Origin of the sequence: Flavobacterium sp. 38-13 (assembly GCF_001899155.1) — a bacterium.
Taxonomy (GTDB): Bacteria; Bacteroidota; Bacteroidia; order Flavobacteriales; family Flavobacteriaceae; genus Flavobacterium; species Flavobacterium lindanitolerans.
The window spans coordinates 104,312-127,899 of the sequence record NZ_MKVG01000020.1; the positions used below are offsets into that span (position 1 = coordinate 104,312).

At 35.4% G+C, this 23,588-nt stretch carries 22 protein-coding genes; 1 reads left to right on the plus strand and 21 read right to left on the minus strand.

Going from position 1 to position 23,588, the window contains the following annotated elements:
* Positions 1-10: 10 nt before the first annotated feature.
* From BGO88_RS15070 to BGO88_RS15110, 9 genes are all read right to left on the minus strand, one after another.
* A complete protein-coding gene (locus tag BGO88_RS15070) occupies positions 11-673 on the minus strand; it encodes an acylneuraminate cytidylyltransferase family protein (RefSeq protein WP_286707422.1) in 663 nt (220 codons plus the stop codon).
* Entirely contained in the window at positions 670-1,764 is a 1,095-nt protein-coding gene (locus tag BGO88_RS15075) for a glycosyltransferase family 4 protein (protein ID WP_286707423.1), read from the minus strand. The genes BGO88_RS15070 and BGO88_RS15075 overlap by 4 nt, the downstream gene beginning before the upstream one ends.
* Before the next feature lie 5 nt (positions 1,765-1,769).
* The gene (locus BGO88_RS15080) at positions 1,770-2,588 is read right to left on the minus strand and encodes a polysaccharide pyruvyl transferase family protein (RefSeq protein WP_286707424.1); all 819 of its coding nucleotides are present in this window, start codon (positions 2,586-2,588) and stop codon (positions 1,770-1,772) included.
* An 8-nt stretch (positions 2,589-2,596) separates the two neighbouring features.
* On the minus strand, positions 2,597-3,670 hold the full coding sequence (locus tag BGO88_RS15085) for a glycosyltransferase family 2 protein (protein ID WP_286707425.1): 1,074 nt from the start codon (positions 3,668-3,670) through the stop codon (positions 2,597-2,599).
* A 4-nt stretch (positions 3,671-3,674) separates the two neighbouring features.
* Entirely contained in the window at positions 3,675-4,625 is a 951-nt protein-coding gene (locus BGO88_RS15090; protein ID WP_286707426.1) for a glycosyltransferase family 2 protein, read from the minus strand.
* Entirely contained in the window at positions 4,622-5,740 is a 1,119-nt protein-coding gene (locus BGO88_RS15095) for a glycosyltransferase family 4 protein (RefSeq protein ID WP_286707427.1), read from the minus strand. The genes BGO88_RS15090 and BGO88_RS15095 overlap by 4 nt, the downstream gene beginning before the upstream one ends.
* A 3-nt stretch (positions 5,741-5,743) precedes the next feature.
* Positions 5,744-6,541, minus strand: a complete 798-nt coding sequence (locus tag BGO88_RS15100; RefSeq protein WP_286707428.1) for a glycosyltransferase — start codon at positions 6,539-6,541, stop codon at positions 5,744-5,746.
* A 70-nt stretch (positions 6,542-6,611) separates the two neighbouring features.
* On the minus strand, positions 6,612-7,385 hold the full coding sequence (locus BGO88_RS15105) for a class I SAM-dependent methyltransferase (RefSeq protein ID WP_286707429.1): 774 nt from the start codon (positions 7,383-7,385) through the stop codon (positions 6,612-6,614).
* A gap of 1 nt (position 7,386) precedes the next feature.
* On the minus strand, positions 7,387-8,655 hold the full coding sequence (locus BGO88_RS15110) for an ABC transporter ATP-binding protein (RefSeq protein ID WP_101472803.1): 1,269 nt from the start codon (positions 8,653-8,655) through the stop codon (positions 7,387-7,389).
* A gap of 194 nt (positions 8,656-8,849) precedes the next feature.
* Between BGO88_RS15110 and BGO88_RS15115 the strand changes: the two genes are divergently transcribed.
* Positions 8,850-9,584, plus strand: coding sequence for a tyrosine-protein phosphatase (locus tag BGO88_RS15115; RefSeq protein WP_286707430.1), 735 nt, complete (start codon positions 8,850-8,852; stop codon positions 9,582-9,584).
* Between the two features lie 124 nt (positions 9,585-9,708).
* On the opposite strand, the gene BGO88_RS15120 is transcribed toward BGO88_RS15115, so the two are convergent.
* The 12 genes from BGO88_RS15120 to BGO88_RS15175 all read right to left on the minus strand — a co-directional run bounded on the left by BGO88_RS15120 (position 9,709) and on the right by BGO88_RS15175 (position 23,587).
* Positions 9,709-12,078 (minus strand): GumC family protein, encoded by a 2,370-nt coding sequence (locus BGO88_RS15120; RefSeq protein WP_286707431.1) that lies wholly within the window; start codon positions 12,076-12,078, stop codon positions 9,709-9,711.
* Between the two features lie 5 nt (positions 12,079-12,083).
* Positions 12,084-12,863 (minus strand): polysaccharide biosynthesis/export family protein, encoded by a 780-nt coding sequence (locus BGO88_RS15125; protein WP_286707432.1) that lies wholly within the window; start codon positions 12,861-12,863, stop codon positions 12,084-12,086.
* A 49-nt stretch (positions 12,864-12,912) separates the two neighbouring features.
* On the minus strand, positions 12,913-14,862 hold the full coding sequence (locus BGO88_RS15130; protein ID WP_286707573.1) for a polysaccharide biosynthesis protein: 1,950 nt from the start codon (positions 14,860-14,862) through the stop codon (positions 12,913-12,915).
* A 227-nt stretch (positions 14,863-15,089) separates the two neighbouring features.
* On the minus strand, positions 15,090-16,244 hold the full coding sequence (locus tag BGO88_RS15135; protein WP_286707433.1) for a DegT/DnrJ/EryC1/StrS family aminotransferase: 1,155 nt from the start codon (positions 16,242-16,244) through the stop codon (positions 15,090-15,092).
* A gap of 11 nt (positions 16,245-16,255) precedes the next feature.
* A complete protein-coding gene (locus BGO88_RS15140; RefSeq protein ID WP_286707434.1) occupies positions 16,256-16,801 on the minus strand; it encodes a sugar transferase in 546 nt (181 codons plus the stop codon).
* A 31-nt stretch (positions 16,802-16,832) separates the two neighbouring features.
* Positions 16,833-17,906 (minus strand): GNAT family N-acetyltransferase, encoded by a 1,074-nt coding sequence (locus tag BGO88_RS15145; RefSeq protein WP_286707435.1) that lies wholly within the window; start codon positions 17,904-17,906, stop codon positions 16,833-16,835.
* Complete coding sequence (locus tag BGO88_RS15150; protein ID WP_286707436.1) at positions 17,899-18,810, minus strand: DegT/DnrJ/EryC1/StrS family aminotransferase; 912 nt, start codon at positions 18,808-18,810, stop codon at positions 17,899-17,901. Before BGO88_RS15150 ends, BGO88_RS15145 begins: the two co-directional genes overlap by 8 nt.
* Positions 18,807-19,571, minus strand: coding sequence for a GNAT family N-acetyltransferase (locus BGO88_RS15155; RefSeq protein ID WP_286707437.1), 765 nt, complete (start codon positions 19,569-19,571; stop codon positions 18,807-18,809). The genes BGO88_RS15150 and BGO88_RS15155 overlap by 4 nt, the downstream gene beginning before the upstream one ends.
* The gene (locus BGO88_RS15160) at positions 19,552-20,163 is read right to left on the minus strand and encodes a sugar transferase (protein WP_286707438.1); all 612 of its coding nucleotides are present in this window, start codon (positions 20,161-20,163) and stop codon (positions 19,552-19,554) included. Before BGO88_RS15160 ends, BGO88_RS15155 begins: the two co-directional genes overlap by 20 nt.
* A gap of 20 nt (positions 20,164-20,183) precedes the next feature.
* A complete protein-coding gene (locus BGO88_RS15165) occupies positions 20,184-21,320 on the minus strand; it encodes a glycosyltransferase family 4 protein (protein ID WP_286707439.1) in 1,137 nt (378 codons plus the stop codon).
* Positions 21,321-21,323: 3 nt separating this feature from the next.
* Positions 21,324-22,493: a glycosyltransferase family 4 protein gene (locus BGO88_RS15170; protein WP_286707440.1), complete on the minus strand. Its 1,170-nt coding sequence runs from the start codon at positions 22,491-22,493 to the stop codon at positions 21,324-21,326.
* Complete coding sequence (locus BGO88_RS15175) at positions 22,493-23,587, minus strand: glycosyltransferase (RefSeq protein WP_286707441.1); 1,095 nt, start codon at positions 23,585-23,587, stop codon at positions 22,493-22,495. Before BGO88_RS15175 ends, BGO88_RS15170 begins: the two co-directional genes overlap by 1 nt.
* Between the last annotated feature and the right edge of the window lies 1 nt (position 23,588).

Sequence of the window (23,588 nt, forward strand, 5' to 3'; positions counted from 1 at the left end):
GTATTCTGTTTTATTTATTTTTTTGGTAGATGTATTCGGCATAATCAAAATCATCAGCCGTATCAATATCGACTTGGGCAAAGACATGTTCTACCAGTAGCGGATAGGCGTTTTCGCTGATAATTGTATCTTCTAAAATCAAATCGGATTTGCAGATATAGAGCAGTCCGTTTTCAAAGTAGAGCGGTTCTAAATCCTGGCTTCGTTGTCCCGGTTTATAATTAAACGGTACAAATTTATTGTTATTTATTTTTCCAAGTTTATGGTGACTGCGTGTTACCGTAAAAAGGCTTTCGCATTTCTCCTTTTTATAGATTTCAATAGCCTGCTTTAGCAATTTTTCCGGACGTAACGGATTGGTTGGCTGTAATAGGATTACTGTTTCAGGTCTTTTTTCTAAAGATTCAAGAACATGTTTCAATGCTGTTACTGTAGGTTCATGGTCACCCGCTAAATGTGCCGGTCTGTCAATTACCTCTGCACCGTACTCAAGAGCTGTTTTTTTTATTTCAGGGTCGTCAGTACTTACAAAAACGGCATCAATACTATCCGAATTTGCTTTTGCATATAAGATGCTGTGTGCTATCAACGGAAGCCTGTCGAGCAACCTCAGGTTCTTTCCCGGCAATCTTTTTGATCCGCCTCTGGCTGGAATTATGACTATCGTTTTCATCGTCCTAAACTTTTTTTAGCTTCTGCAATTCTTTCGTTCATGCCTTTATTCCACGCTGTTTTTGAATAGAGTTCTTCGGGAAGTGAAGGATATTCTTTCTTCTCCAACAAAAATTCGTCTATCGCATCTACCCATTCGGCAATAAAATGGGGGTTTTCAATCAGTCTTCCTAAATCACCATGCTGTAAGACTTCCGGAACACCGCCCAAAGCAGAGGCTATACTATAGCAGCCACAATGGAGTGCTTCAATCAGGCTTAGTCCGAAGCCTTCATGCCATAAGGTTGGAAAAAGATAGGCATCTGCCGCCTGATAATATTGGGGCAATTCATCATTCGGGATTTTCCCTAAAAAAGAAACTCCGGCAAAGGTTTTATCTCGTTTTGCACCTATTACCAACAAAGTACAGTCTGTATGTTTCTCATAAATCCGGCTCCAAACATCTAATATCAGGTCTAATCCTTTTTTAGGACGGTCCTGTGAACACCAGATAAAAACAGTTTTTGATGTCAGTCCTAATTTTTCACGTAACTTTTGTTTCTGTTCCGTTGAAACTTTAAAAAATTTGCTGTTATCGATTCCGTTATGCAATACGGAAAAGCGGCAAGGCAATATGGTGTAATAGTTTTTGTGTGCTTTATAGCTATCATGAGTTAAAAGTACCATTTCGTCTATAAACTCATAGAAATTTCTGCTTTCGAAATTGCCATAAAAAGGAGCAAAACCATGATAGAAAAATTGAATATAGCATTGGTTTCTTTTCCCTTTGGATTCTAAAAATTCCTGTAATGGTTTGATTATTCCGAAATTATCGACAATCTGGATGATATATTTTTCTCCTGATAGTACTATTTTCTCAAGAGTTTCGATATAACCGATGTAATTATTCTTCTGATATTTTTTCTTGAGCTTGAGCGTAAGCGTCTGACTGACGATACCGTATTCCACATTCTGGAATTGTTCGTCTGGCTGTTCGCAAATGATATAATCAATCGCATGGTCGCCATTCAGGTAATTCTGATACAGAGTAGTCCAGCTTCCTATTTTAGGATAAGGCAATGGGAGTTGTGATATCAAGATTACTTTGGCCATACTTATTATTTAAAAGGACATACGTCCATCAACTTATTTTGTAATTCTTTGATTTTTTCGGCTTTCGGAAGTGAATCTGTTTGGCTAAAAAGTAATTCTGTCTGGTTATTGTCCTGAGCTTGCGTCAGAAATTCCGGCGTATAATTTTCAATTCCAACCGATTCGAAATAGTCCTGATATTTGATTCCGTCTCCAAAAACATTTTCGGAAAACTTTACCCAAACTGCCGGAATCTGATAGGCATGGGCTACTATGACTCCGTGTAGTGATGAAGACAGTATTTTTCTGCATTTCAAAATTTGGTTGGTCACACTTTCCACATCATTGGTCATCAGGTCTATAATCAAAACATTCTTTTGGTCTTTATATAGTTCTGTAACGATTTGGTAATCGGCATAATGCGGAATTATTCCCAAATCATATTGCACTTCCCTTTCCGGATTATAAAATACCGGTAATAAAAGCGCCGGGTCTCCGTAAATTTCCGGAACATCATATCCCTGTGCTATCAGATGCTTGCGTGTTTGCGGTCCGCGAACGGCTAAAAATACGGCTTTTTTTATTTTATATTCTTTTGAAATAATGCCACTTCCCCAAACCACGCATTCTCCACTCACTTGTGTCAGAATACTTCCCGCTGTGAAATACACGGTTTTAAATCGGTCTAAAAATGAACGTTTTTTAGGATGTGTCCAAACGGCTTTCCTACCGGAAATTTTTTCGACTAAATAATGGCCTACTAAATCTCCGTAGTTTTCCTTTTTCTTACCGGCGAGCTGGATTTCGCTCCACCAAAAAAGCCTGATATTTCCGTTTTGGGACATGAACCGGTTTAGGTTTTTATTTTAAAAATGATAGTTTTCAAATCTTCTTTGACCTGATAAATGTAGGGTTTTGTATGGTAAAATGAAACGATATGCAACAGGATTTGGTCATTGATTTCTTTTAGGCTGTAAAATTGCGGAACTTTTTTACCCATTTTTTTCTTAAGCCTGTATTTGAAATTGTTTTGAACAGGGTTTTCTTTTATCTCTACTGCCAGAATCCCATTCACAGAATTCGGTAATTGCTGATAAAGAAAATAATCAATCCGCTGTTTTTCATTCGACAACAAAGTGACAGGAAATGCCTGCAATTCTTCCCATTCTGCCTTGTCCATTATATGCCCCCAATCTTTTGGATTGACCTGGACTATGTTTCCTTTTTGGTTATGGAACAGATGCTGTTGGTTTATTTCTACAATTCCGGAAAGTTGTAATTCCTTATTAAGCGTTTTGGTTTCCCGTTGACGGTAATTTGGGTGCCATTGGTGCAACATCAACAGCTTTTTATCATAAAAATTTACTTTGCATCCTGCATTTTTCAGTCGATTGTGAACATCCGTATCTTCGGCTCCCCAAAAATGGAAAAACTCATCAAATCCGTTTATTTTTTTAAGACAGGAAACCGGAAAGAGCGTCATTCCTGTAGCTTCTTCATTGGTTTTGAAGTTAACCTGGTAGGATTCAAAAGCCACATTCTTTTTTGTTTCGCTTTCTGAAAGAAACCCTACCTGAAAATAAGTGGCTGTATATGCGTCTAAACACTGTTCCAAAACAGAAGTAAATTCAGGGTGGAAAATCATATCGACATCGGCAACAAAACAATAGCCTTCCCCCAGCTTTTTTATGGCATAGTTTAAGGCTTTGCATTTATTCCAGGGTTGGTTTTTGGCGTACAGATAAACATAGGAAGCAAAATCATATTTTTCAACCAGAGCTTTTGCTTCTGCTGCAATTCCATCTTCAGATCCATAATCTATAAACACTACATTGAAGTTATGTACTTTTTGTTGTGCCAACGAATCCATAGAACGCTGTATACGCTGTATTTCTCGGTTTCGATATGGGTAGAGTAGGGTTATCATGGTGTTATTTTAAAAGCTTCTCGCCTTTTCCAATAATTTTCAGTGAAAAATAAGCTAAAAATATTTTAATCCAACGTTTAAAAATTCCAAAATCAAAAAAAGACAGTTTCCGCAGCAGTTTCATTAAAGCTTTGAGGTCCTGATTGCTTGAAATTACATAGGGCAAATATTTCATCATTGCCTTAAAAAAATGCAGCTTCAGGTCCTTTGACAGCTTTCCTTTTTTTTCCAACAAGGCTATCAATCGGATAACGCTATACAGGTGCGAGATTTTTAGTCTTGCGTTTTTTCGGTTATCAATGTGTGATGTTATATTTTGCGGATGTTTCCTATAATAAGTAAGATACTCATCAATAACTTCAAGTTTGGGCTGTTCAATGAGCATCCGGGCATAGAAATCGCTGTCCTGTCCGGCAAGAAGCTTTTCATCAAAAAGCTGCTTTCCTTTCAGGAAATTCCTGTTCCACATAATATCCGGCAAATACCAGGAAATCTTTAGTTTTAAAAAATCTTCGAGTGTGGTTTCAGTCAGAAATGTTCTGTTTTCGCGTCCCGTGATATTTTCTATGCTATTTTCAAACATCATTGTTTTAGAAATGATGCCATCGAGCCCGCTATTGGTATTTAGGCCCATGACTTTCTTGTGGATAAATTCGGGATGCATAATATCATCGCTATCAAACCAGTTTATGAATTCTCCTTGCGCCATTTCAAACCCATAATTACGACAGGCATTGGCTCCTTTTAACCTATCTGAAGGTCTTTTATATAATTTAAATCTTGGGTCCTGGTTGATAAATGCCGATACAATTTCAAAGGAATTGTCTGTTGAATGGTCGTCCACCAAAATACATTCCCAATCTGAAAAACTCTGTAAACGGATGCTTTCAAGGGTTTCTGCAATGAGATGTTCCCGATTGTAAACCGGAATCAGTATGGAGACTTGCGGCTTCACGAATTGGATGCTTTTAGAATCAGACCATTCAGTATATCAATATGCCTTTTCATTGAAAAGTTGGAACGTATATTCAATCTTCCTTTTGCTCCCATTTCTTTTGCCAACTGTTTGTCTTTTAAAAGAGATTTCATGTGTTTCGCCATCGTTTCAACATCATGCTCTTCAAACAGTAGTCCAGTTTCACCATCAATAATCACTTCGGGTATTCCGGCATGTTTGGATGCTATAACCGGTAATCCGGCCGCACTCGATTCCAGAACAGCCAATGGAGTTCCTTCCATATCACCGTTTTTTGCCGTGATGGAATGCTGTACAAAAGCCAAAGATTCTTTCAGGTAATTTTTAATTTGTTCGGGAGTTACAGCTCCGGCAAACTTTACGGATTTTTCTATCTGATAATAGCGGCAAATGTTTTCGCAGGTTTCTAACAGATTGCCGTCTCCGCATAATACCAAAGTGGCTTCCGGAAATTCTTTGAGCACTTCATTAAAAGCCAGCAAGGTATAATAGGGTGCTTTTTTACCGGTAAATCTGCCAACAGAGAGAAATTGTGATTTTGAAAAAGCAGGTTCCAAATCAAAAAATATATCGTTTGGACCGTATATGTTTTTTATGATTTTTTCTTTTGGACAGCCCAGTTCTAAAAGCTTTTTATGCATGACTTCAGACACCACTATTACATAGGTAGCATAAGCGAACATGGCTGCATATTGCTTTTCAAATTCTTTTAGGGTAGCATGGGCAGAAGCATCATAACCGTGAAAATGGATTATCAGGGGCAATTCGGATTCTTTTATGACATCAATAAATTGGGCTGCCGTTGTTCCGTATTCAAAAAATAATACGTCAATCCTGTTTTTTTTCCAGGAATTGAGCAGGGCTTTTTTTTGTGACTGCAGTTTTTTAGATGAAACGGCATCTATTGCCTTTCCAATAAATTTTTTGGCACCGCCTAGCACCTCACCTTTTCCTTCTAATTTAATATTTGAAGCCGTTCCATAATAATAACTAACGTTTCCGTCAAGCAAATTTTTATGAGCCTGAATGAATGTTTCAGAATAGGCATTCTGTGAAGGCGTTACTATGGCAATATTTGGACTGCTGCTTTTCAATGGTTATTTAATTTTAAAAATACTCAGTACTTTTTTCTTGTATGTCTTTATAATTTCTTTGCGATGATAGGCTATAATCTCATTCAAATGGGTCTGATAAACACCAAAATGCGCCTTAAAAAAACGCATTAGCCGTATCCGGTTTTTATGATAGTCTATAATTTTCTGACCTGATGTTACTCCTCTTTCATTTTTTCTGTAAACTGCCATTATTCCATCAATAAGCCTTAGTTTTCCTTTTGCCGAAATAATGGAGAACAGGGCCATATCTCCACTTTTTACTTTTTCAAACCACGTTGGAAATTCTAAAAAACGCTGTCTGAAAACAAAAGAACAGGTATGGAACAGCGCCAGTCTTGAGAATGTGTCTAACTGCGTAAAATCATGTTTGTCATATTCCCGCCAGGGTTTTGGCTTAAAGTCCGGAACCATTTCGTTAATGACAAGAACATTGTGGAAACAGCCGGCATATTCTTTATTATTATCTAAAAAAGCAATCTGCTTTTGAAGCTTGTTTTCATCTGTCCAATAATCATCTCCTTCACACAATGCTACATATTCGCCTGAACATTGTTTTAATGCAAATATAAAATTAGGCATCATTCCCAGATTTTGCTCATGAAAAAAATATTTAATGAGCGAGCCTTTTGGATGTGATTGTATAATTTCTTTTATGACAGCATCAGTAGTATCAGAAGAACAGTCATTGGAAATTATAAGCTCCATATCACAATCTATATTTTGCATCAAAACACCTTCTATAGCGTCACGAATATAGTTTTCGTGATTGTATGTTATCATGCAAACGCTAATTTTCATAATGCTGAATTAGTGATTTGGTAGTTTACTGCATTTTTAGGCTGCAATCTTTCTATTTCTTTCCGATATAAAGCACACTCCCTGAAGTGATGCCGTATTTTTTAAATACCGATTCGCCAAAGTAATCCTTATCCAGTTCTTCCAGATTGAATCCGACAGATTTAATTCTTTGGATAAAATCGTTTTTACTGTATAGTCTTTCGTGGTCATCCTGTCCGAAGTATTTCCAACGTTCAGAAACCGTATAGTGTTTATCCTTTTCTGCTTCAAAACTTTTTTCGAGTCCGAGGTTTATTGGTGCCATTAGTATTGCAACTCCGCCTTTTTTAAGCACTCTATAGATTTCGCTCAAAGCCTGGATGTCGTCAGGAACATGTTCCAGAACGTGCGAACATATAACCAAATCCCATGAATTATCCGGATAAATATCCATTGCCTGTATGTCTACATTGTCATCAACATCTTTCATAAATAAATCTGCCGACCTGTAATTTTGTGCCAATACCTTACTGTTAAGGTAATTTTTCAAATGTTCTGTAGGTGCAATATCCAAAACTTTGATCTCTTTAGATTTTGAAAAGAAATCATTCAGATATAAGGCATACAGTCTCGAACGGTCTGATGCGGCACAATTGGCACATGAATATTCAAAAAGGTTTAGGGTTTCAAATAAAAAAATGGAATGGATAAATCCTTCTTTAGCAAATGTCCTTAAATATTTCTCGGGTAATGGATTCAGTCTGACGTTATCCTTACCGCAAACAGAACAGGAAAAATTGCCTTTGGGAGCTGTTAGTTTTTTTTTAATTTTTCTAAGAATGTTCATCTTATATTTTTTTGAAATCCCAATCAATTAGGTTTTGAGGCCTAATAGCCCCAATCCATTTTCCATACCAGGCAACATCTCTTTTTTCTTCAAGGTAAGAAATGTTCAGTACGTTATATTCGTTGCATAGCGGTTTTGAAGAATCTTCCACAAGCAGAACTCTAACCGAATAGGTATCTGTATTCATCAGGTTTTTTGGTATTACGGTACTGATGACATACCTGCCTTTTTCACAATTATAGGAATCTGAAACCACATTAAAAACCGGAACTTCAGCACTGGAATATACGACCATGCTTATGTTCAGTTTTTTGGGGGCTTCACCAAGATTTTCAATTACAAACTCTATTTCCAGGTCGTTACTAATAAATATTGACTTTTCTTCTGTTTTGGCTTTGACACTGATGAGTTTGCAAACATTATTTCCGGGAGCTTTTTCCAAAGGCCATACTTTTTCTAAAACATTGGAACTTTTTTCGGCTTTTAAATATTCGTCAATGGTGCTTTCCGGTGAGCCTGAAAAAACAAATCTTCCATTATCTATCAGAACAGCCCTGGTGCATAAACTCTTTACTGCTGCCATATTATGGCTCACAAACAGCACGGTCCTGCCTTCACCTCTGGAAATATCCTGCATTTTGCCAATTGCCTTTTTCTGAAATTCTGCATCACCAACTGCAAGCACTTCGTCAACGACCAAAATTTCCGGTTCTAAGAATGCTGCTACAGCAAACGCCAAACGCACGGTCATTCCGGAACTGTATCTTTTTACCGGAGTATCGATATAGCGTTGACATCCGCTGAATTCTATAATTTCATCTATTTTCGACCTGATTTCCTTTTTGGTCATTCCCAGAATGGCTCCATTAAGATAAATATTCTCACGACCAGTCATTTCACTATGGAAGCCCGTTCCTACTTCAAGCAAAGAGGCAATACGTCCTTTTGTTTTTATGACACCTGTGGTAGGAGCAGTAACCCTTGAAAGAATTTTAAGCAGTGTTGATTTTCCGGCTCCGTTTTTGCCTATTATGCCCAAAACTTCGCCTTTCTGAACTTCAAAACTGATGTCCTGCAAAGCCCATACATAGTCTGATGTGCCTTTTGAAGTACGGTCGTTAGTATCACCCACTTTAAGATATGGGTCTTCTTTTCCACGAACGTTTGCCCACCAACGGTTAAGATCATGGCTGAGTGTTCCTGTCCCCACTTTGCCCAAACGGTATTGTTTTGAGATTCCTTCAGCTTTTAATATTATTTCTTTGTCCATTTTGTGGTAGAGACTTAAAATATTGCGATGTTGATATGCTTGCCAAATATAGGAATAAGTAATTTAATTTGCAGACTGTAAGAGTTCCAAAAGCAATCATACAAAATGATTTTTTTCTGTTATATTCCGTTTTAAAAACAATTAATTATTAAATATATGTTATAAATTTGTAATCGAATTTTAAACACACGACTTTGCTTTTCTTTTCTAAAAACAAACCGATTCTTAGGGATCTGATTGAAAATTATACCGATATCCATTCCCATCTGCTACCGGGAATTGATGATGGTTCCAAAAATTTCGAAACCACGCTTTCGCTTATACAGTCATTACAGAAAATAGGATTCGAACAGTTTATAACTACTCCGCATATTATCAAAAACATTTGGGATAATTCACGAAGCGGTATTGAAGCACTTTGTGAATCTACTACAGAAAAACTTTCTAAAGAGAATGTAAATCTTCCCTTTAAGGCCGCAGCTGAATATATGATGGATGATTCATTTTCAAAATTAATGGAATCGGAAAAACTGCTTACGCTTAAAGACAATTATTTGTTAGTTGAAATGTCCTATATCAATCCGCCAATGCAGTTGTATGATATTATTTTTGACATCAGGATTGCTGGTTATCAGCCTGTTTTGGCGCATCCGGAACGCTATATTTTTTATCACACCAATTTTGAGGAATACAATAAGCTGAAAAAAGCAGGCTGTATGTTTCAAATGAACCTGTTGTCGACAGTAGGATATTATGGTTCAGCGGTAGCTAAAGTAGCTCAAAAGCTTCTTGAGAAGGGAATGATTGATTTTACGGGATCTGACCTGCATCATGAAAATCACTTGAAAAGCTTTGACAAAAAACTTGCCTTTTCTGACACTGCCGCTTTAAAAGAAGGGATAAGACGCAACGATTTTTTCCGGGTATAATTTTAAGTTACCTGTGCTTAGTAGCTTCACAAACCATTATTCCACGCAAAGACGCAGAGTCGCCAAGTTTTGAAGAAAAATCAAATTAAAAAAAGAAAGCCCTTTAAAAAGGGCTTCTTTATTTTTATTTCTTAAACAGGGTTCTATACCACGGTTTTACTTCAACATCAGCTCCATAGCCATAACCGTAACCATAACCATAACCTTTGTTCATTACTTCTGTTGCATTTAGCACCAAAGACATGTTAGGCAGCTTTTTTTGGTTGTAGAACATTTCCGGTACGTGCAGAAGTCGTTTATCAAGATAATTTGCCCTTACTACATAGATAAACGCATCGGCATTCTTAGCAATAAGTAACGTATCCGTAACCACGCTTACCGGAGCAGTATCGACGATTATGTAGTCGTAAGTCTCTTTAAGTTCGGCAAACATCTTGTTTATCTTGTCGTTCATCAAAAGTTCCACCGGGTTTGGAGGTATGACTCCTGAAGACAGTACATGGAAATCTTCAAAATTATCCAACTTGGTTATATAGCTGGACAGATCTTTATCCTGCTTTGAAAGATAGTTGGTAACTCCTTCGGATCGGATTGGAATATATTCTGCCAGTTTTGGGTTTCTGATATCCATTCCTACCAGCAATACTTTTTTACCGGACAAAGCAATTGTTCCTGCCAGATTTACGGAAATAAAGGTTTTTCCTTCTCCCGGAATTGTCGAGGTAACAAAAATAACCTTCCCTCTTTCAGTACTTGTTCCGGTCAGCATAAACTCCAGGTTAGTCCTGACAATACGTATGGCTTCCGCAGAACCAGAGCGGCTGTTGGTATTGATCATTTCTTCATGGGAATCTGATTTTGGAACATCTCCCAGAAATGGAATTGCCAAACGTTTTTCGATTTCCTGACGGGTCTTGATTTTAGTATTAAGGAGGTCTCTGGTATAAATTATTCCAAAGGGAACGATTAATCCTATAATAAATGCTCCTAAATAGATTATTGACCTTTTTGGCGATACCGGCACTTCAGAACTTAATGCGGCATCAATGACCTTGGCACTCTGTTCTGTAGCTGCCAATGTTAAAGCAGTTTCTTCACGTTTTTCTAAAAGGTATAAATACAGCGCCTCTTTTACTTTCTGCTGTCTGTCAATAATCCTAAATTCTCTTTCTAAGCGGGGAACTTGAGCTTTTCTACCCCCAATTTCACTTTCTTGTTTATCAAGATTACGTTTTTTTATGGTCAAAGAAGACTGCATTCTTAAAAGGCTTTGCCCTATATTGCTTTTCAAAGCATTAATTTTCGTGTCGGCATTCTTGACAACCGGATTGTCTAATGTTGCTCCGGCTGCAATCCTATTCCTTTCAATCACTAAAGTATTGTATTGCGCAATAAGTCCGGCTGCTTCAGAATCTGAGCCTGAAGAAAGTATATTGGTAGGGATTAGGTCTTCCGGCTTGCTACTCTTTAGAAAAGAAATCATAGAACCAATGACATTTAATTGGATTTCCGTTTCAATTCGTTTTTTATCATATTCGGAAGCATTTTCTAAAAAAAGCTTGGTTTCCGATTGAATATCCGTAAGCTTATTTTGGTTTTTAAAACCCTCTACATCTTTTTCAACATCTGTAAGTTCATTCGTTATATAGTCTAAACGCTGTCCTATAAACTCTGATGTTTTTTCCGCAACCTGGTTTTTATCTTCACTAGCGCCCTGATTATAAAGTTCGACTAATGTATTTAAAAAATCTTCTCCTCTTTCCGGTACTTCATCAACTATTGATAGTTCTACAACGCTCGTATTTTTGCTTAATGGATTTACATTTAACCTGGATTTAAAACTTTGCGTTTCTTTAGGTAATGAAGAAACTACACAATCAATTGAAAATTCTTCATTTGGTTCAGCATTATTTCTGTTCGATTTTGTAACTGAAATATTTCCGAATGAAGTTGAAATTAGCCTGTTGTATTTAAAAGCTCCAATTTCTTTATCCCCATAAGACAATTTATAGGTATCATTAGTGACTGACTGAACCTGAAATATTACTTTCTTAAATTTTTTATCTCTTTTTTCTTTAGGTGAAAAGAGAAAAATAATAGGTGAATTTTTGTATAATTCAACCGATTTTACCCTTCCGTGATTAATGTAATGAACGTTTAATTTAAGTTCTTCAACCGTATTATAAATAAGCGTTCTGGACCTTAATACTTCAACTTCATTATCAACATTGCTTTTAGAACCTCCAAACATTCCCAAATCTGATAAGGCGGAAAATTCAGAGGCTAACCCCCCTTTTTTATCATCTTTTACTAAGATAGTAGTACTTGCTCTGTATAGGGGTGTTGCATAACGAAGATAAATAAAAGCACATGTAAGGGCTATGATGACCGCAAACAGAAACCATTTCCAGTGCGCCAGATATTTTTCTATCTGTTCACGAATACTAAAGTCAGACTCCTGATTTTCTTGCAATAATTCCTGATTATTATTCATAATATTTATCGAACGGTTAAGGCTATAATAGTAACTAATAATGAAACAGCTGAAAGAACAATAGCGGTATTAGGCCCCACAACTGAAGAATTTACTTTTGTCTTGTTAGGTTCTACGTATACCACATCATTTTGTGATAAATAATAGTAGGGAGAATTTAAAAAATCTGCTTTTGTAATATCGACTCTGGCAGCTTGCTTTTTCCCGTCTTTTTCTCTTATTATCAAGATATTTTCTCTTTTCCCATAAACTGTTAAATCGCCTGATAAGCTTAAAGCTTCAGTCAAAGTTATTCTCTCACTTGTGATATTATGAACCCCTGGCTGAGTTACTTCACCCTGAACGGTAATTTTAAAGTTTAATATTCTTAGATTGACAGAAGGTTTAGCAATGTATTTTGAAAGCTCCTGATTCATTTTTGCAACCGCTTCAGTTCTTGTAAGTCCTCCAAGTTTGATTGCGCCAATTATAGGAAACTGTATAAATCCATTATTATCAATCAAGTAACTATTTATTCGCAACTGCTGATTCTCAAATTCAGTACTTGACTGCATAATTACGGATGGCAAATTAAAAGGGGCAGCTACTTCAGGATTTTCTGCCATGACAACAATCATCAATAAGTCATCTGGCTGCAATTTGGTTTCATATGAAGATGTATTTTCAAGATTAGAAAGCTGGTCAATATCCTGATAATAAGCTACATTCTTTCTCGAAGCACACGAGAATATAAAAAGTGATAAAAAAAGTATGGTTAAAGGCCTAAAATAATTCAATTGTTTCATATAGTTTTTGTACAAAGATACTATTTAACATTTAACACGCTAACCAAAACTATATTTGGCTTACCTGTTTAGTGTCTAAAGTTTCAAAAATAGAATTCATACTTTTAAATTCCGGAACAATCATTTTCATTTTTGCTACGATTTCTTCATTCGAAGTAATTTCTGAAATTTCAATAAGATCTTGAATAGCCAATGTAACGGCCTCATAATCATTGAAAGTCTCTTCTGCAATCATTATTTTTTCATGATGCGTTGGCAATGTATTTGCGGTGTCATTTAGCAATTCTTCATAGAGTTTTTCTCCCGGACGAAGACCTACTATTTTGATTTTTATCTGTTTGTCGGGCGTAAATCCTGCCAACTTGATCATTTTTCTTGCTAAATCGATAATTTTAACCGGATCACCCATATCAAAAATATAAATTTCGCCTCCGTTACCCATCGCTCCAGCTTCAAGAACCAGCTGGCAGGCTTCTGGAATTGTCATAAAATAGCGAATAATGTCAGGATGTGTAATTGTAACCGGACCTCCTTCTTCAATTTGCTTTTTAAAAAGTGGCACTACCGAACCATTAGAACCCAGAACATTCCCAAACCGGGTTGTTATAAATTTTGTGCCATTGTTTTCGGCATCATTCCTGTATTTATAATTCAGGGATTGGACGTATTTTTCTGCTATTCTCTTACTGGCTCCCATTACACTACTTGGATTTACAGCCTTATCTGTAGAGACCATTACAAAACGTTCCACTTTATACTTATGAGCCAAATCAGCCAGAATTTTTGATCCTAATATGTTTGTAAATACAGCCTGTGACGGATTTTCTTCCATTAAAGGCACATGTTTGTATGCCGCAGCATGATATACAACCTGCGGTTGGTAAAGCTTGAATATTTGCTTTAATACCTGTTTGTTTCTTACATCAGCCAAAACATTATGTATTCTGATATTGGGATTGCAATTGGCTATTTCGAGCGAAAGATTGTGCAAAGGTGTTTCAGCCTGATCAAGAATGACAATGGTTTTAGGATTAAATCCGATTACTTGCCTTACAATTTCACTTCCTATCGATCCGGCTGCTCCGGTGACCAAAATTGTCTTGTCTCGTAATTGTGAAGAAATAGAGTTCATATCAAGAACGATCTGTTTTCTTTCCAACAAGTCCTGAATTTCAAAACTCTTGATATTCTTGGATATTTCTTCCTGATTTTCCCAGTCGGTAATCAAAGAAATGGTATATACTTTGTAGTTATATTCCAAACATTCATCAACTATTGCCAGTCTTTCTTCTTTTGTCAAGGATTTATCGGCAATAATCAGTGCTTCGGCTCCAACAGAACGCATTACAACCGGCACACGCCTTTTGAGCTGCAAAATTGGTAGGTCAAGAATTCTTTTTGAGCTATTCTGATTCAATTTATCAATAAAACCAAGCAACTTGAATCGGCTTGGATTTTCAGATCTTAAAGCATTTGCTACCGCTATCGCATTGTTATCAAAACCATAAATCAAGGCACGCATCTGCCCTTCTTTTCTGGAAATGCTAAGATATTTTTCAAAAGTCTGCTTTACTACTATCCTGTAAAAGAACAGGAAACAGAACGAAAGAACGCCATTGATAAAAATCCCCGTATTTAAAAATATCTTGTAGTCATGATCCAACAGGAATACAAAATTGACGAATACCAGGGTAATTAAGGCACAAAACTGCGCAAAGAAAATCTTAACCGCATCAATATAAGAAGAGTGCCGTATGATTCCGGAGTAGGTACGAAAAACCCAAAAGAAAAAAATGTTTACTAAAAAATACAGTATGGCACCATAGAAAAGATAGCCATCAGGAATATAAGTCAACTTAATTCCCTTTAGCATGAGATAGGTTATAAGTCCTGCCGCGAAAACAATCCCCAAATCTAACAGCAAAACTACCCACCTGGGAAGATATCCCAAATTCTTAAAACTAAAACTCAATTTCAGTCCAGATATAACATTACGCATATCAGACGTGAAATTTCCCTTGTCTAATTCTCTCAATTTTCAAAAATTTTAATTTTCTCCTTTCTGGGGGTGGGAAGAGGGTATTCCAAAAAATGTCCTTGCAATTTTGTACAAAGTTATACAAAAAACAGTAATGTTAAGTGATTATTAAAATTTTAAGCATTTATCAATGACTTATCTTAAATTTATTTTTTTTTATATTAAAAAAACCTTCACTTTGTGTTAGCTTATTGTAGATTGTTATTTTTAAAAAAATCATCTAATACATTAACAATGCGGTTCCTATCGTCATCTGTAAGATTAGATCCAGATGGCAGACACAGTCCATTCTTGAATAAATTTTCGGCTATATTTTTTCCATAATAAGGATATTTTTCATAAATCGGCTGTAAATGCATCGGTTTCCATAACGGACGGCTCTCAATATTTCCTTTTTCTAAAGCCAACCGCAAGTCTTCTCTTGTTTTTCCCTGCGTTTTTTCAGGATTTACAACAATTGCTGAAAGCCAGTGATTGGAGAAATAATCTTCATTTGGCTCTGTTAATACCGTTATTCCTTCTCTATTTTTAAAATAATCCTTATAGAATTCATTCATTTTTCTTCTCAAGGCAATGTGTTTATCCAGCACTTCCATTTGGCCTCGACCAATTCCTGCACATATATTGCTCATCCTGTAATTATAGCCAACTTCGCTATGCTGATAATGTGGTGCATTGTCTCTTGCCTGAGTAGAAAGAAAAACAGCTTTATCTTTTACCTCTCTGTTTTTAGCCACAATTGCACCTCCTCCGGATGTTGTAATGATTTTATTTCCGTTAAAAGATAATGCTCCAATTTCACCAAAGGTGCCACATTTTTGATTTTTATAATGACTTCCTAAAGCTTCTGCACTATCTTCAAGAATCGGAATCTGGTATTTGTTTGCTATTGCATGTATTTCATCTGCCTTATAAGGCATCCCATAAAGATGTACGGCAATTATTGCTTTTGGCTTATTCCCTTTTGCAATTCTGTCAATTATCGCTTCTTCCAAAGCTATTGGACAGATGTTCCAGGTTTCTTTTTCGCTGTCAACAAAAACAGGTGTTGCACCCTGATACATTATTGGATTGGCTGAAGCCGAAAAAGTCATGCTTTGGCAGATTACCTCATCACCCGCTTTAACACCTAAAATTATTAAACCTAAATGCAAAGCAGCAGTTCCGGAACTTAAAGCTCCTACGTAAGAGTCTTGCCCTATATATTTCTCCAAATCATTTTCAAACCCGGTTACGTTAGGTCCTAATGGTGCCACCCAATTCGATTCAAAAGCTTCATTAACATAATTTTGCTCGGTTCCTCCCATATGTGGAGATGAAAGCCATATTTTTTGATTACCCATTCTATTTTTATTTATATTCTAATGAAAGTTTTAATTATTATTCTTAAATCTCCCAAAAATGATCTGTTATAATAATATTCTAAATTCATCTTCACTTTATCAGGAAAAATTATTTCATCATTATATCTCAAAGGATTTTCTTGTTGCGCTAAGAGAAACTCTTCATTCCTGTATTTTAATGACGCATCACTTGTGATTCCTGGTCTTAATTTCAATATATTCCTCTCTTCTCCTTCCAATTTGTCATAATATCCTGGAATGTCTGGTCTTGGTCCTACAAAGCTCATATCCCCTATTAGTACATTCCACAACTGAGGGAGTTCGTCTATTTTTGATTTTCTCAACCAATATCCAAAATCGGAAATTCTCTTTAATTTATCCATGGTTTTCAGTTTGTAAATAGCGAATGGCTTTCCAAATTGGCCAATTCTTTCCTGAATAAAGAAACCATTTGACCGGGTATCAATAGATGCTCCTATCCATGCCAAACCAATAAATATTGCAAAAAAAAGCAAAAGGACACATGAGAGAATGACATCAAAAATTCTTTTATTCATTTTACAGACAAACTTAGAAAATCATTTATACCTAATTTAATTTATTATATAATGGAAAGAAAGAAGTATCGTTAGTTTCTAATTTTTCAAGCCCTTTTGCAAGTCTGAAATTATTCGCTTTTTCTACTAACTGATTGTATGCATCATTATTCACTATTTTCCGGCCTGTAAAATAATTCACAACATCATTAGGAAAAAATGATTTTTTATACTTAAATATCCCATCCTCAAAACCATACCCTCCGCCAAGCACATAATATTTCTTTTCATTGTTCCTGGCCCAATTTAATGCCTCAATCTTGAGAAAATCATTAGGCCTTTTGTGAAAATATTCTTCATTGGTACCTCCTAAAAAAGAAAAAATAGAGTCCTTTGAAATCAGAAGCAATTCGGAGGAAATGGGCGTCTGTTCAAAATAAACTGTACAAATGGCCGCATTATTGTTTTGGGTTATAAAGGTTTTAAATTGTTCAAATGAATACGAAAAACTAGCATTGGCATTAGTTCTTTCCATTGTTTGTATATAAATCCTGTGAAATTCAAGAATTTCTTCGTCTTTAATTTCTCTAAAATAAATTCTACTTGTAAGACCTTCTCTTTTTGCCTTATTGACATTTTTCCTAACCTTATAGTCAAAATCGCGCCATTGGTTTTCTTCATCAAGGATTTTTCCTTTAATATTCAGCATTGTCGGAAATACATTGCCTGAGTAATGAGCTTCATTTCCCAACAAATTAAATCTTACAAATTCTGTCACAACATTATTATCGGCATACCACTGATCAACACACTTCCAAAATTCCATAATATCCGAAACAGAAATATTTGGCGAAAATAGCGGTCCTGTATAGCCATAAGGTGTTATAAAATCAAAATAGGATGTTCTTTCTCCTCCAATAACTATTGGTTTGAGATAACCTGGCATTAGTATAGTTGCGCCGGTTTCATCTGATTCAAACAAAAAATAGATCAGGTTCTCAAATCCACCACTAAATATATTCATATATCGGGAAGAAAAATAAGGCTCTCTTTCTTCAAAACGTGAAAGCAAACCTTCATAATCTTTGCTTTTTTCCTCGCTATCTAACCTGTAAACGTTAAGCATTAAGTATTTTTTTTAATTCCAACACCATTTCATCAATATCATTTTTATCTATATCCTGATGTATTGGAAAATTTATTATTTTTTTTGCTAAAACAGTCGCTGCTAGAGAAGAGGAATTCTCCAGTTCATGAATCATTGTATGATAGAGGCTTACCATTCCAAATCCTGATTCATTCATTTTATGATATAATGTTGTCCTATCATAATTTTCAACGATTACAGGCAAAGTCTGAGGGCAAATACCCTCTTCAAGGTTTTTATAAATAACCTCTATACCTTTCACATCTTTTAAAAGACTGGCCAGATAACTATAATTTGCTCTTCTGACTGTATATATACTCAACAAATCATAGCCTAAATCAAGAAATGGGTTCATTCTCTCCACTTCTCTTTCTTTTGGAAGATTATCAACCATAATCCCTCCTTCAGAAACCGGCAGCAGTTTATGAAGAGAATAGAATGAAAAGGCTCCTTTTCTTCCACAAACACCACCTATAAGATCTGTCAGCCAGGCATGTGCACAATCTTCTACAAAAAAGACATTATTTTCTAATAACCAATCCGTTATCTGTCCGTATTGATAATCCATAAATCCAAAATAGTGAACCAGCAAAACCAGCTGATTTTCTTGTTCATCTATTTTATGTTTTAAATCTTCAAAGTTTATTTCGAGATGCAGTCCTAACTCATAAAAATCATAATTAACTCCTGATTTTACAACCGAATCAAAAATACCACTTCCCTCATTTGCTGACCAGCCAATATAAGACGGCAGCAGTATTCTTCCATTAGGATGCAAGACTTTATATTTCTCTATAATATCACTCCATGCATCCCTAGCAGATGCTGTGTAATTCCATTCTCGTCTTAAATGATTCTGATTCTGCGCTTTCTTTGTAATCATAATTTTATGTTTAATTCCATACGGATAATTTTATCCACAAATTCACCTGTTCCAGATTGGATACCTGTTCCAATAAAATAGACATTCTCAAATCCTAATATTTTAGAAAAATGGGTTAAACGTTCTTCCAATGCCTGTGTATAGCTTCCCCTTATTATCAGATCTTGTTCAATTACTCCAAGCCTTATGCTTTCGCCCGCAAGGGTCAGGTCTAAAAAATAAAACCCAAATGTATTTTGCAATTCCTTATACTGAGGATAATTCTGTATGTAAAGCTTATGTTGTATTTCGTTGACTTCCTGTTTCAATTTAATTTTAAAAAAAGAAACCGCGTTTGATTGTCTGAAACCCAAACCAGAATACCAGCTTAATGCTATGCTATTAGTTTCATATACATCTAATTGAATTGCCTTAAGTCCCATTTCTAAGAAAAAGACTCTGGTATAGTCGAATAACTTTCTACCTATCCCCTTATTCTTATATTTATTGTTTACGGAGATCATATTTAGAAAAGCCATTGATGCGCTTTCAAAAATTTTATATTCTGCATATCCAGCAATTTCATCCTCATCCATAAGAACGAAATATCTATAAGGCGAGAAAGGATTATCTAATTCCTGCAAAACGAATTTTTCGATTCCTTTACCCCTGTAAATTGAAGGGATAAGATAATTTTGATTAAATGAAGTCCGAACAAGTTTTACTATTTCGGCAACATCATCTTTTTTAGCAAACCTTATATTATAATTTTCTTTCGTCATCTAAATTTTGCATTATGGATTCAGGGTCTACCACTATATTTTCTGACACGATAACTTTTAGTACAGTCTTGTATAATATTTCCAAATCTTGCTTAAAGCTCATATTTTCAACATAGGCAACATCAAAGGCAAGTCTGTCATCCCATTTAACCGTATTTCGCCCATTTATTTGTGCCAACCCTGTAATTCCAGGTCGGACCGTATGTCTTAGCCTTTCTCTTTCTGTATAAAACGGAAGATACCTCATCAACAATGGCCTTGGTCCAATTAAGCTCATATCGCCAATCAATACATTAATCAATTGTGGAATTTCATCCATTGATGTTTTACGAACAAAGCTACCTATTTTAGTTAGACGTTTTGCATCAGGAAGCAAATTGCCATTTTTGTCCTTTTTGTCATTCATTGTTTTGAACTTCACGATTTTAAATTCTTTCTCTCCCTTTCCTGGTCGAACCTGAAAGAAAAAAGGCTTTCCTTGATTTGCAAAAAACAGACCAATAGTCACCAAAATAAATATAGGACTCAAGATTAGCAATCCGACCAAAGCTGCCATAAAATCTATTACTCTCTTAAAAAAACTCTTATACATTATTCGTTCTATTTTCTTTTTTACCCGCAAATTTGTTTATAGGCTTCTAGGCTTTTTTTCCATAGCAACTGTTGTTCAAATCTCTCTAAAACATAACTCCTTGTATTTTTTGTCATATTGTTTAGAATTTCAGGATTACTAGCGCAGAATTTCATCTTTTCATATAATGCACTTTCATTTCTGCTTTCTATTAAAAATCCATTCTCATTATTGGTTATTATCTCATTACAGCCTATGATATCTGATGCTATTGAAGGAATATTCATAGCTCCAGCTTCCATTAACACGATTCCAAAACCTTCTCTATAGGATGGAAAAGTAAAAACATGCATTGCTTTAAAAAATGGCCTTACATCTTTTTGAAACCCTGCATGGATAATATTTTTATTATTTTGGATTTCGAGCAATGTTTCTGCTTTTAAAGGATCGAGCGTAGTTTCAAAATTTCCAACCAATAGTAACTTCGTTTTTGGATTTTCAGCGTTAATCTTTTTAAAAGCATTAACCAATTCATTAATCCCTTTATCTCCTACCAGCCTGCCAATAAATCCAAATACAAAATCATCTTTTTCAATACTAAAATCACTTTTGACATGAGATTCATCAATAGGATCCGGGTCAAAATATACCATATTGAGTCCGTTTACACTTCCATTCCATATTATCTGTATTTCCTTTTTACAGACCTTATCTTCAATTAGTACTTTTTTCACACCTTCACTCACAGCCACTACATTCGTTGCCAAAGCACATGAAATTTTTTCCATCTGCATTAGAATTTTCTTTTTTGTACCTGATTCTCCATGATATCTTAAACCATGTACATAATAAATTCTCTTAGGAACTCTCGTTATCCAGGCAGCAATCATTGACAACAGACCCGCTTTTGGAGTATTTCCATGAACTAAGAAAGGTTTTGTCCTGATAAAAAGCATTATCAATTTTATCAGACTTACTACATCTGCAAATACGGAGATTTCCCTGTTCATCTTTATCGGATGCCCGACCACAGAATGCTGAGCACACATGTCGTTCATATGTGGGCCTGGTGATGAAACCAATTCTATTTCAAAATTTTCTTTTAAAACGTTCACTTGTCCTCTAAAAAAGGGTAAGGAATCTGAAATTGTCGTAACTATAAGAAATTTTTTCTTCATGGCTTATTTATGATTGGTTTTTAAAAACCTATAAAAATCGCTTCTTTTTGAATCTAAAACCTCAAAAGAGTAATCTTTAGAATTTTCTAAGTTTATTGCAGCCTGATTATTCGAAAAATCAGCATTACTTAAAAAATATTCAATCATATCGCTTATTTCTTCAGCACTTTCAGGTTGTACCAATACTTCCTTTTGCAACAATTCAGGAATACCTCCCACGTTAGTACCAATGCAAGGAAGTCCCCTTGCCATTGCTTCCACTACCGCTCTTGGAAGACCTTCTGTTCTTGAAACAAGTAAAAAAATATCTGATGCATCTAAAAATCGTGTCACTTCATCTGAAGAAACTGCACCAGGAAAAATCACGTCATCGCCTAATCCTAAATTCTTTGCCAATTCTTCCATATCAGGCTGGAATTTACCATTTCCAAGCCATACTAATTGTGCCTGAATGCCTTTATCTTTTAATAGTTTCACAGCCTTGATAAGTATATCCGGAGATTTATACATCTGATTCAAAGAACCTATAGAAATCAAGTTTGGCTTCCCATTCTCTATTGAAATCTTTTTATGCTGTGTAGCGATTTTTTTTTCATTTAAAAAAACGTCAGATGCAAAAGTTGTGTAAACTCCTGAAAGAGCCGGATATCTTTTTTGAAGCGAATATTTCGTAACATATATTACAGCAGAAGCTCTTCTGACTGCTTTCTTTTGAAAATCGGTAAATAATTTTCTGAGTACCGGACGTAATGGATGCGTAACAACTCCCGGAGCATAAACTTCATAAGGGTCTCCGATAATTTCAATCCCAAAATTTATTTTCTGCTGTTTACATATACCTGTAGCCATATATCCTAAAGGACCGGCTCCACGAATTATTGTCACTGTGTCTTTGGAAAGATATTTACGCAGCCCTTTTTTTACTTTGCTCCTATTTTTTGCAAATGAGAAAATACTATCGAAAGGATGTATTGGACAAAAATTCACATTGTCAACAAGAAAAGACTCATCAAATTTTTCGGAAGTTTCAAAAACTCTGGCTATAACATTTATATTGTCAAATTCTTTCAGATATCGCTCCCATAAACTATTGGTATAGGACATATCATCGGCATAATATTTTCCGTCCGGGGTTTTATAGAAACGACATTCTGTAACAAAAGTTAGATCCATTATAATTTGCTGTAAAATTTATTGAATAAATAACCCGGCTCATAGTTCTCCTTTGCCCATACGCTCAAATTTAGCGACTTTCTTATTTCTTCATTTTCAAAAATTTGCTGAAGTCTGTTTATGGCACCGGAAACATCTGTTGGTTCTACTAAATAATTATGAAATTCTTCAGGAATGGTTTCTTTGATGGGATCAATGTCTGATGCTACAAAGGGAAGCCCTGTAATTAAAGCCTCCAATAAAGCGTTTGGCTGACCTTCAGTTAAAGATGGGAAATAGAACGCATTTGAAGAATTTAAAACTGAAATTACGTCTTTTCTATATCCCAACAACTTAATTCTGTCTGAAAGCTTTTCCTTTTCAACCCTTTCTTTTAGGGAAATATCTACATCTCTGCCACAGAGTATAAAATATACTTCCTTATTTAGCTGGCATAATTGTACCGCCGTTTCAATAATGGTTTGATGATTTTTTGCTTCAGTATATCTTCCTACATGGGCAATTACAAATCCTTTATCAGGTATGCCAAGTTCTTCTCTTAAGTTTTTATCAGAGTCTAAAAATTTTTCGGCATCAATTCCATTATAAATAACTTCAAATCTTGAGTCTTCTTTCTTATTAAAGAAAAAACGCAATGCTGCTTTAGAATTTGAAAGAATATGTGTGGCATTATTTTTTATCAGGAAATTCAAAAAATTGTTATATGCATTTTTTAAAAAGTTCTCTTTAAAATGATTTGTGGCGCCTCTATAAAAAACTATCCTGTTCTTGATTCCGGCATATTTAGCCATAAGTAAAGGAAGAGCGGCAAAATTTCCTGTAAAGTCAACTATCGCATCATATTTTTTTTGTTTAAAGAATCTATATAGTTGTTTATACGCTTGAAAATCAACATAGCCCACTTTTATCTTTACCAATTGGATATTCGATATTTTTCTATAGTCACTTTCCAAGTCTCCAAATGCATCCCCTTTGCATATTACCGTAGGAATTATTTCTCCATTGTAATAATTCAAAAATCGCAACAAATAATTTTCAATGCCTCCTGAATCGAGCGTATTAACTAAAAACACACATTCTTTTCTATGCTTCATA

Coding starts and splice junctions, on each gene's coding strand:
- BGO88_RS15070 (WP_286707422.1), bottom strand. CDS start 673: ATGAAAACGATAGTCATAATTCCAGCCAGAGGCGGATCAAAAAGATTG.
- BGO88_RS15075 (WP_286707423.1), bottom strand. CDS start 1,764: ATGGCCAAAGTAATCTTGATATCACAACTCCCATTGCCTTATCCTAAA.
- BGO88_RS15080 (WP_286707424.1), bottom strand. CDS start 2,588: ATGTCCCAAAACGGAAATATCAGGCTTTTTTGGTGGAGCGAAATCCAG.
- BGO88_RS15085 (WP_286707425.1), bottom strand. CDS start 3,670: ATGATAACCCTACTCTACCCATATCGAAACCGAGAAATACAGCGTATA.
- BGO88_RS15100 (WP_286707428.1), bottom strand. CDS start 6,541: ATGATAACATACAATCACGAAAACTATATTCGTGACGCTATAGAAGGT.
- BGO88_RS15105 (WP_286707429.1), bottom strand. CDS start 7,385: ATGAACATTCTTAGAAAAATTAAAAAAAAACTAACAGCTCCCAAAGGC.
- BGO88_RS15110 (WP_101472803.1), bottom strand. CDS start 8,655: ATGGACAAAGAAATAATATTAAAAGCTGAAGGAATCTCAAAACAATAC.
- BGO88_RS15120 (WP_286707431.1), bottom strand. CDS start 12,078: ATGAATAATAATCAGGAATTATTGCAAGAAAATCAGGAGTCTGACTTT.
- BGO88_RS15125 (WP_286707432.1), bottom strand. CDS start 12,863: ATGAAACAATTGAATTATTTTAGGCCTTTAACCATACTTTTTTTATCA.
- BGO88_RS15130 (WP_286707573.1), bottom strand. CDS start 14,862: ATGCGTAATGTTATATCTGGACTGAAATTGAGTTTTAGTTTTAAGAAT.
- BGO88_RS15135 (WP_286707433.1), bottom strand. CDS start 16,244: ATGGGTAATCAAAAAATATGGCTTTCATCTCCACATATGGGAGGAACC.
- BGO88_RS15140 (WP_286707434.1), bottom strand. CDS start 16,801: ATGAATAAAAGAATTTTTGATGTCATTCTCTCATGTGTCCTTTTGCTT.
- BGO88_RS15145 (WP_286707435.1), bottom strand. CDS start 17,906: ATGCTTAACGTTTACAGGTTAGATAGCGAGGAAAAAAGCAAAGATTAT.
- BGO88_RS15150 (WP_286707436.1), bottom strand. CDS start 18,810: ATGATTACAAAGAAAGCGCAGAATCAGAATCATTTAAGACGAGAATGG.
- BGO88_RS15155 (WP_286707437.1), bottom strand. CDS start 19,571: ATGACGAAAGAAAATTATAATATAAGGTTTGCTAAAAAAGATGATGTT.
- BGO88_RS15160 (WP_286707438.1), bottom strand. CDS start 20,163: ATGTATAAGAGTTTTTTTAAGAGAGTAATAGATTTTATGGCAGCTTTG.
- BGO88_RS15165 (WP_286707439.1), bottom strand. CDS start 21,320: ATGAAGAAAAAATTTCTTATAGTTACGACAATTTCAGATTCCTTACCC.
- BGO88_RS15170 (WP_286707440.1), bottom strand. CDS start 22,493: ATGGATCTAACTTTTGTTACAGAATGTCGTTTCTATAAAACCCCGGAC.
- BGO88_RS15175 (WP_286707441.1), bottom strand. CDS start 23,587: ATGAAGCATAGAAAAGAATGTGTGTTTTTAGTTAATACGCTCGATTCA.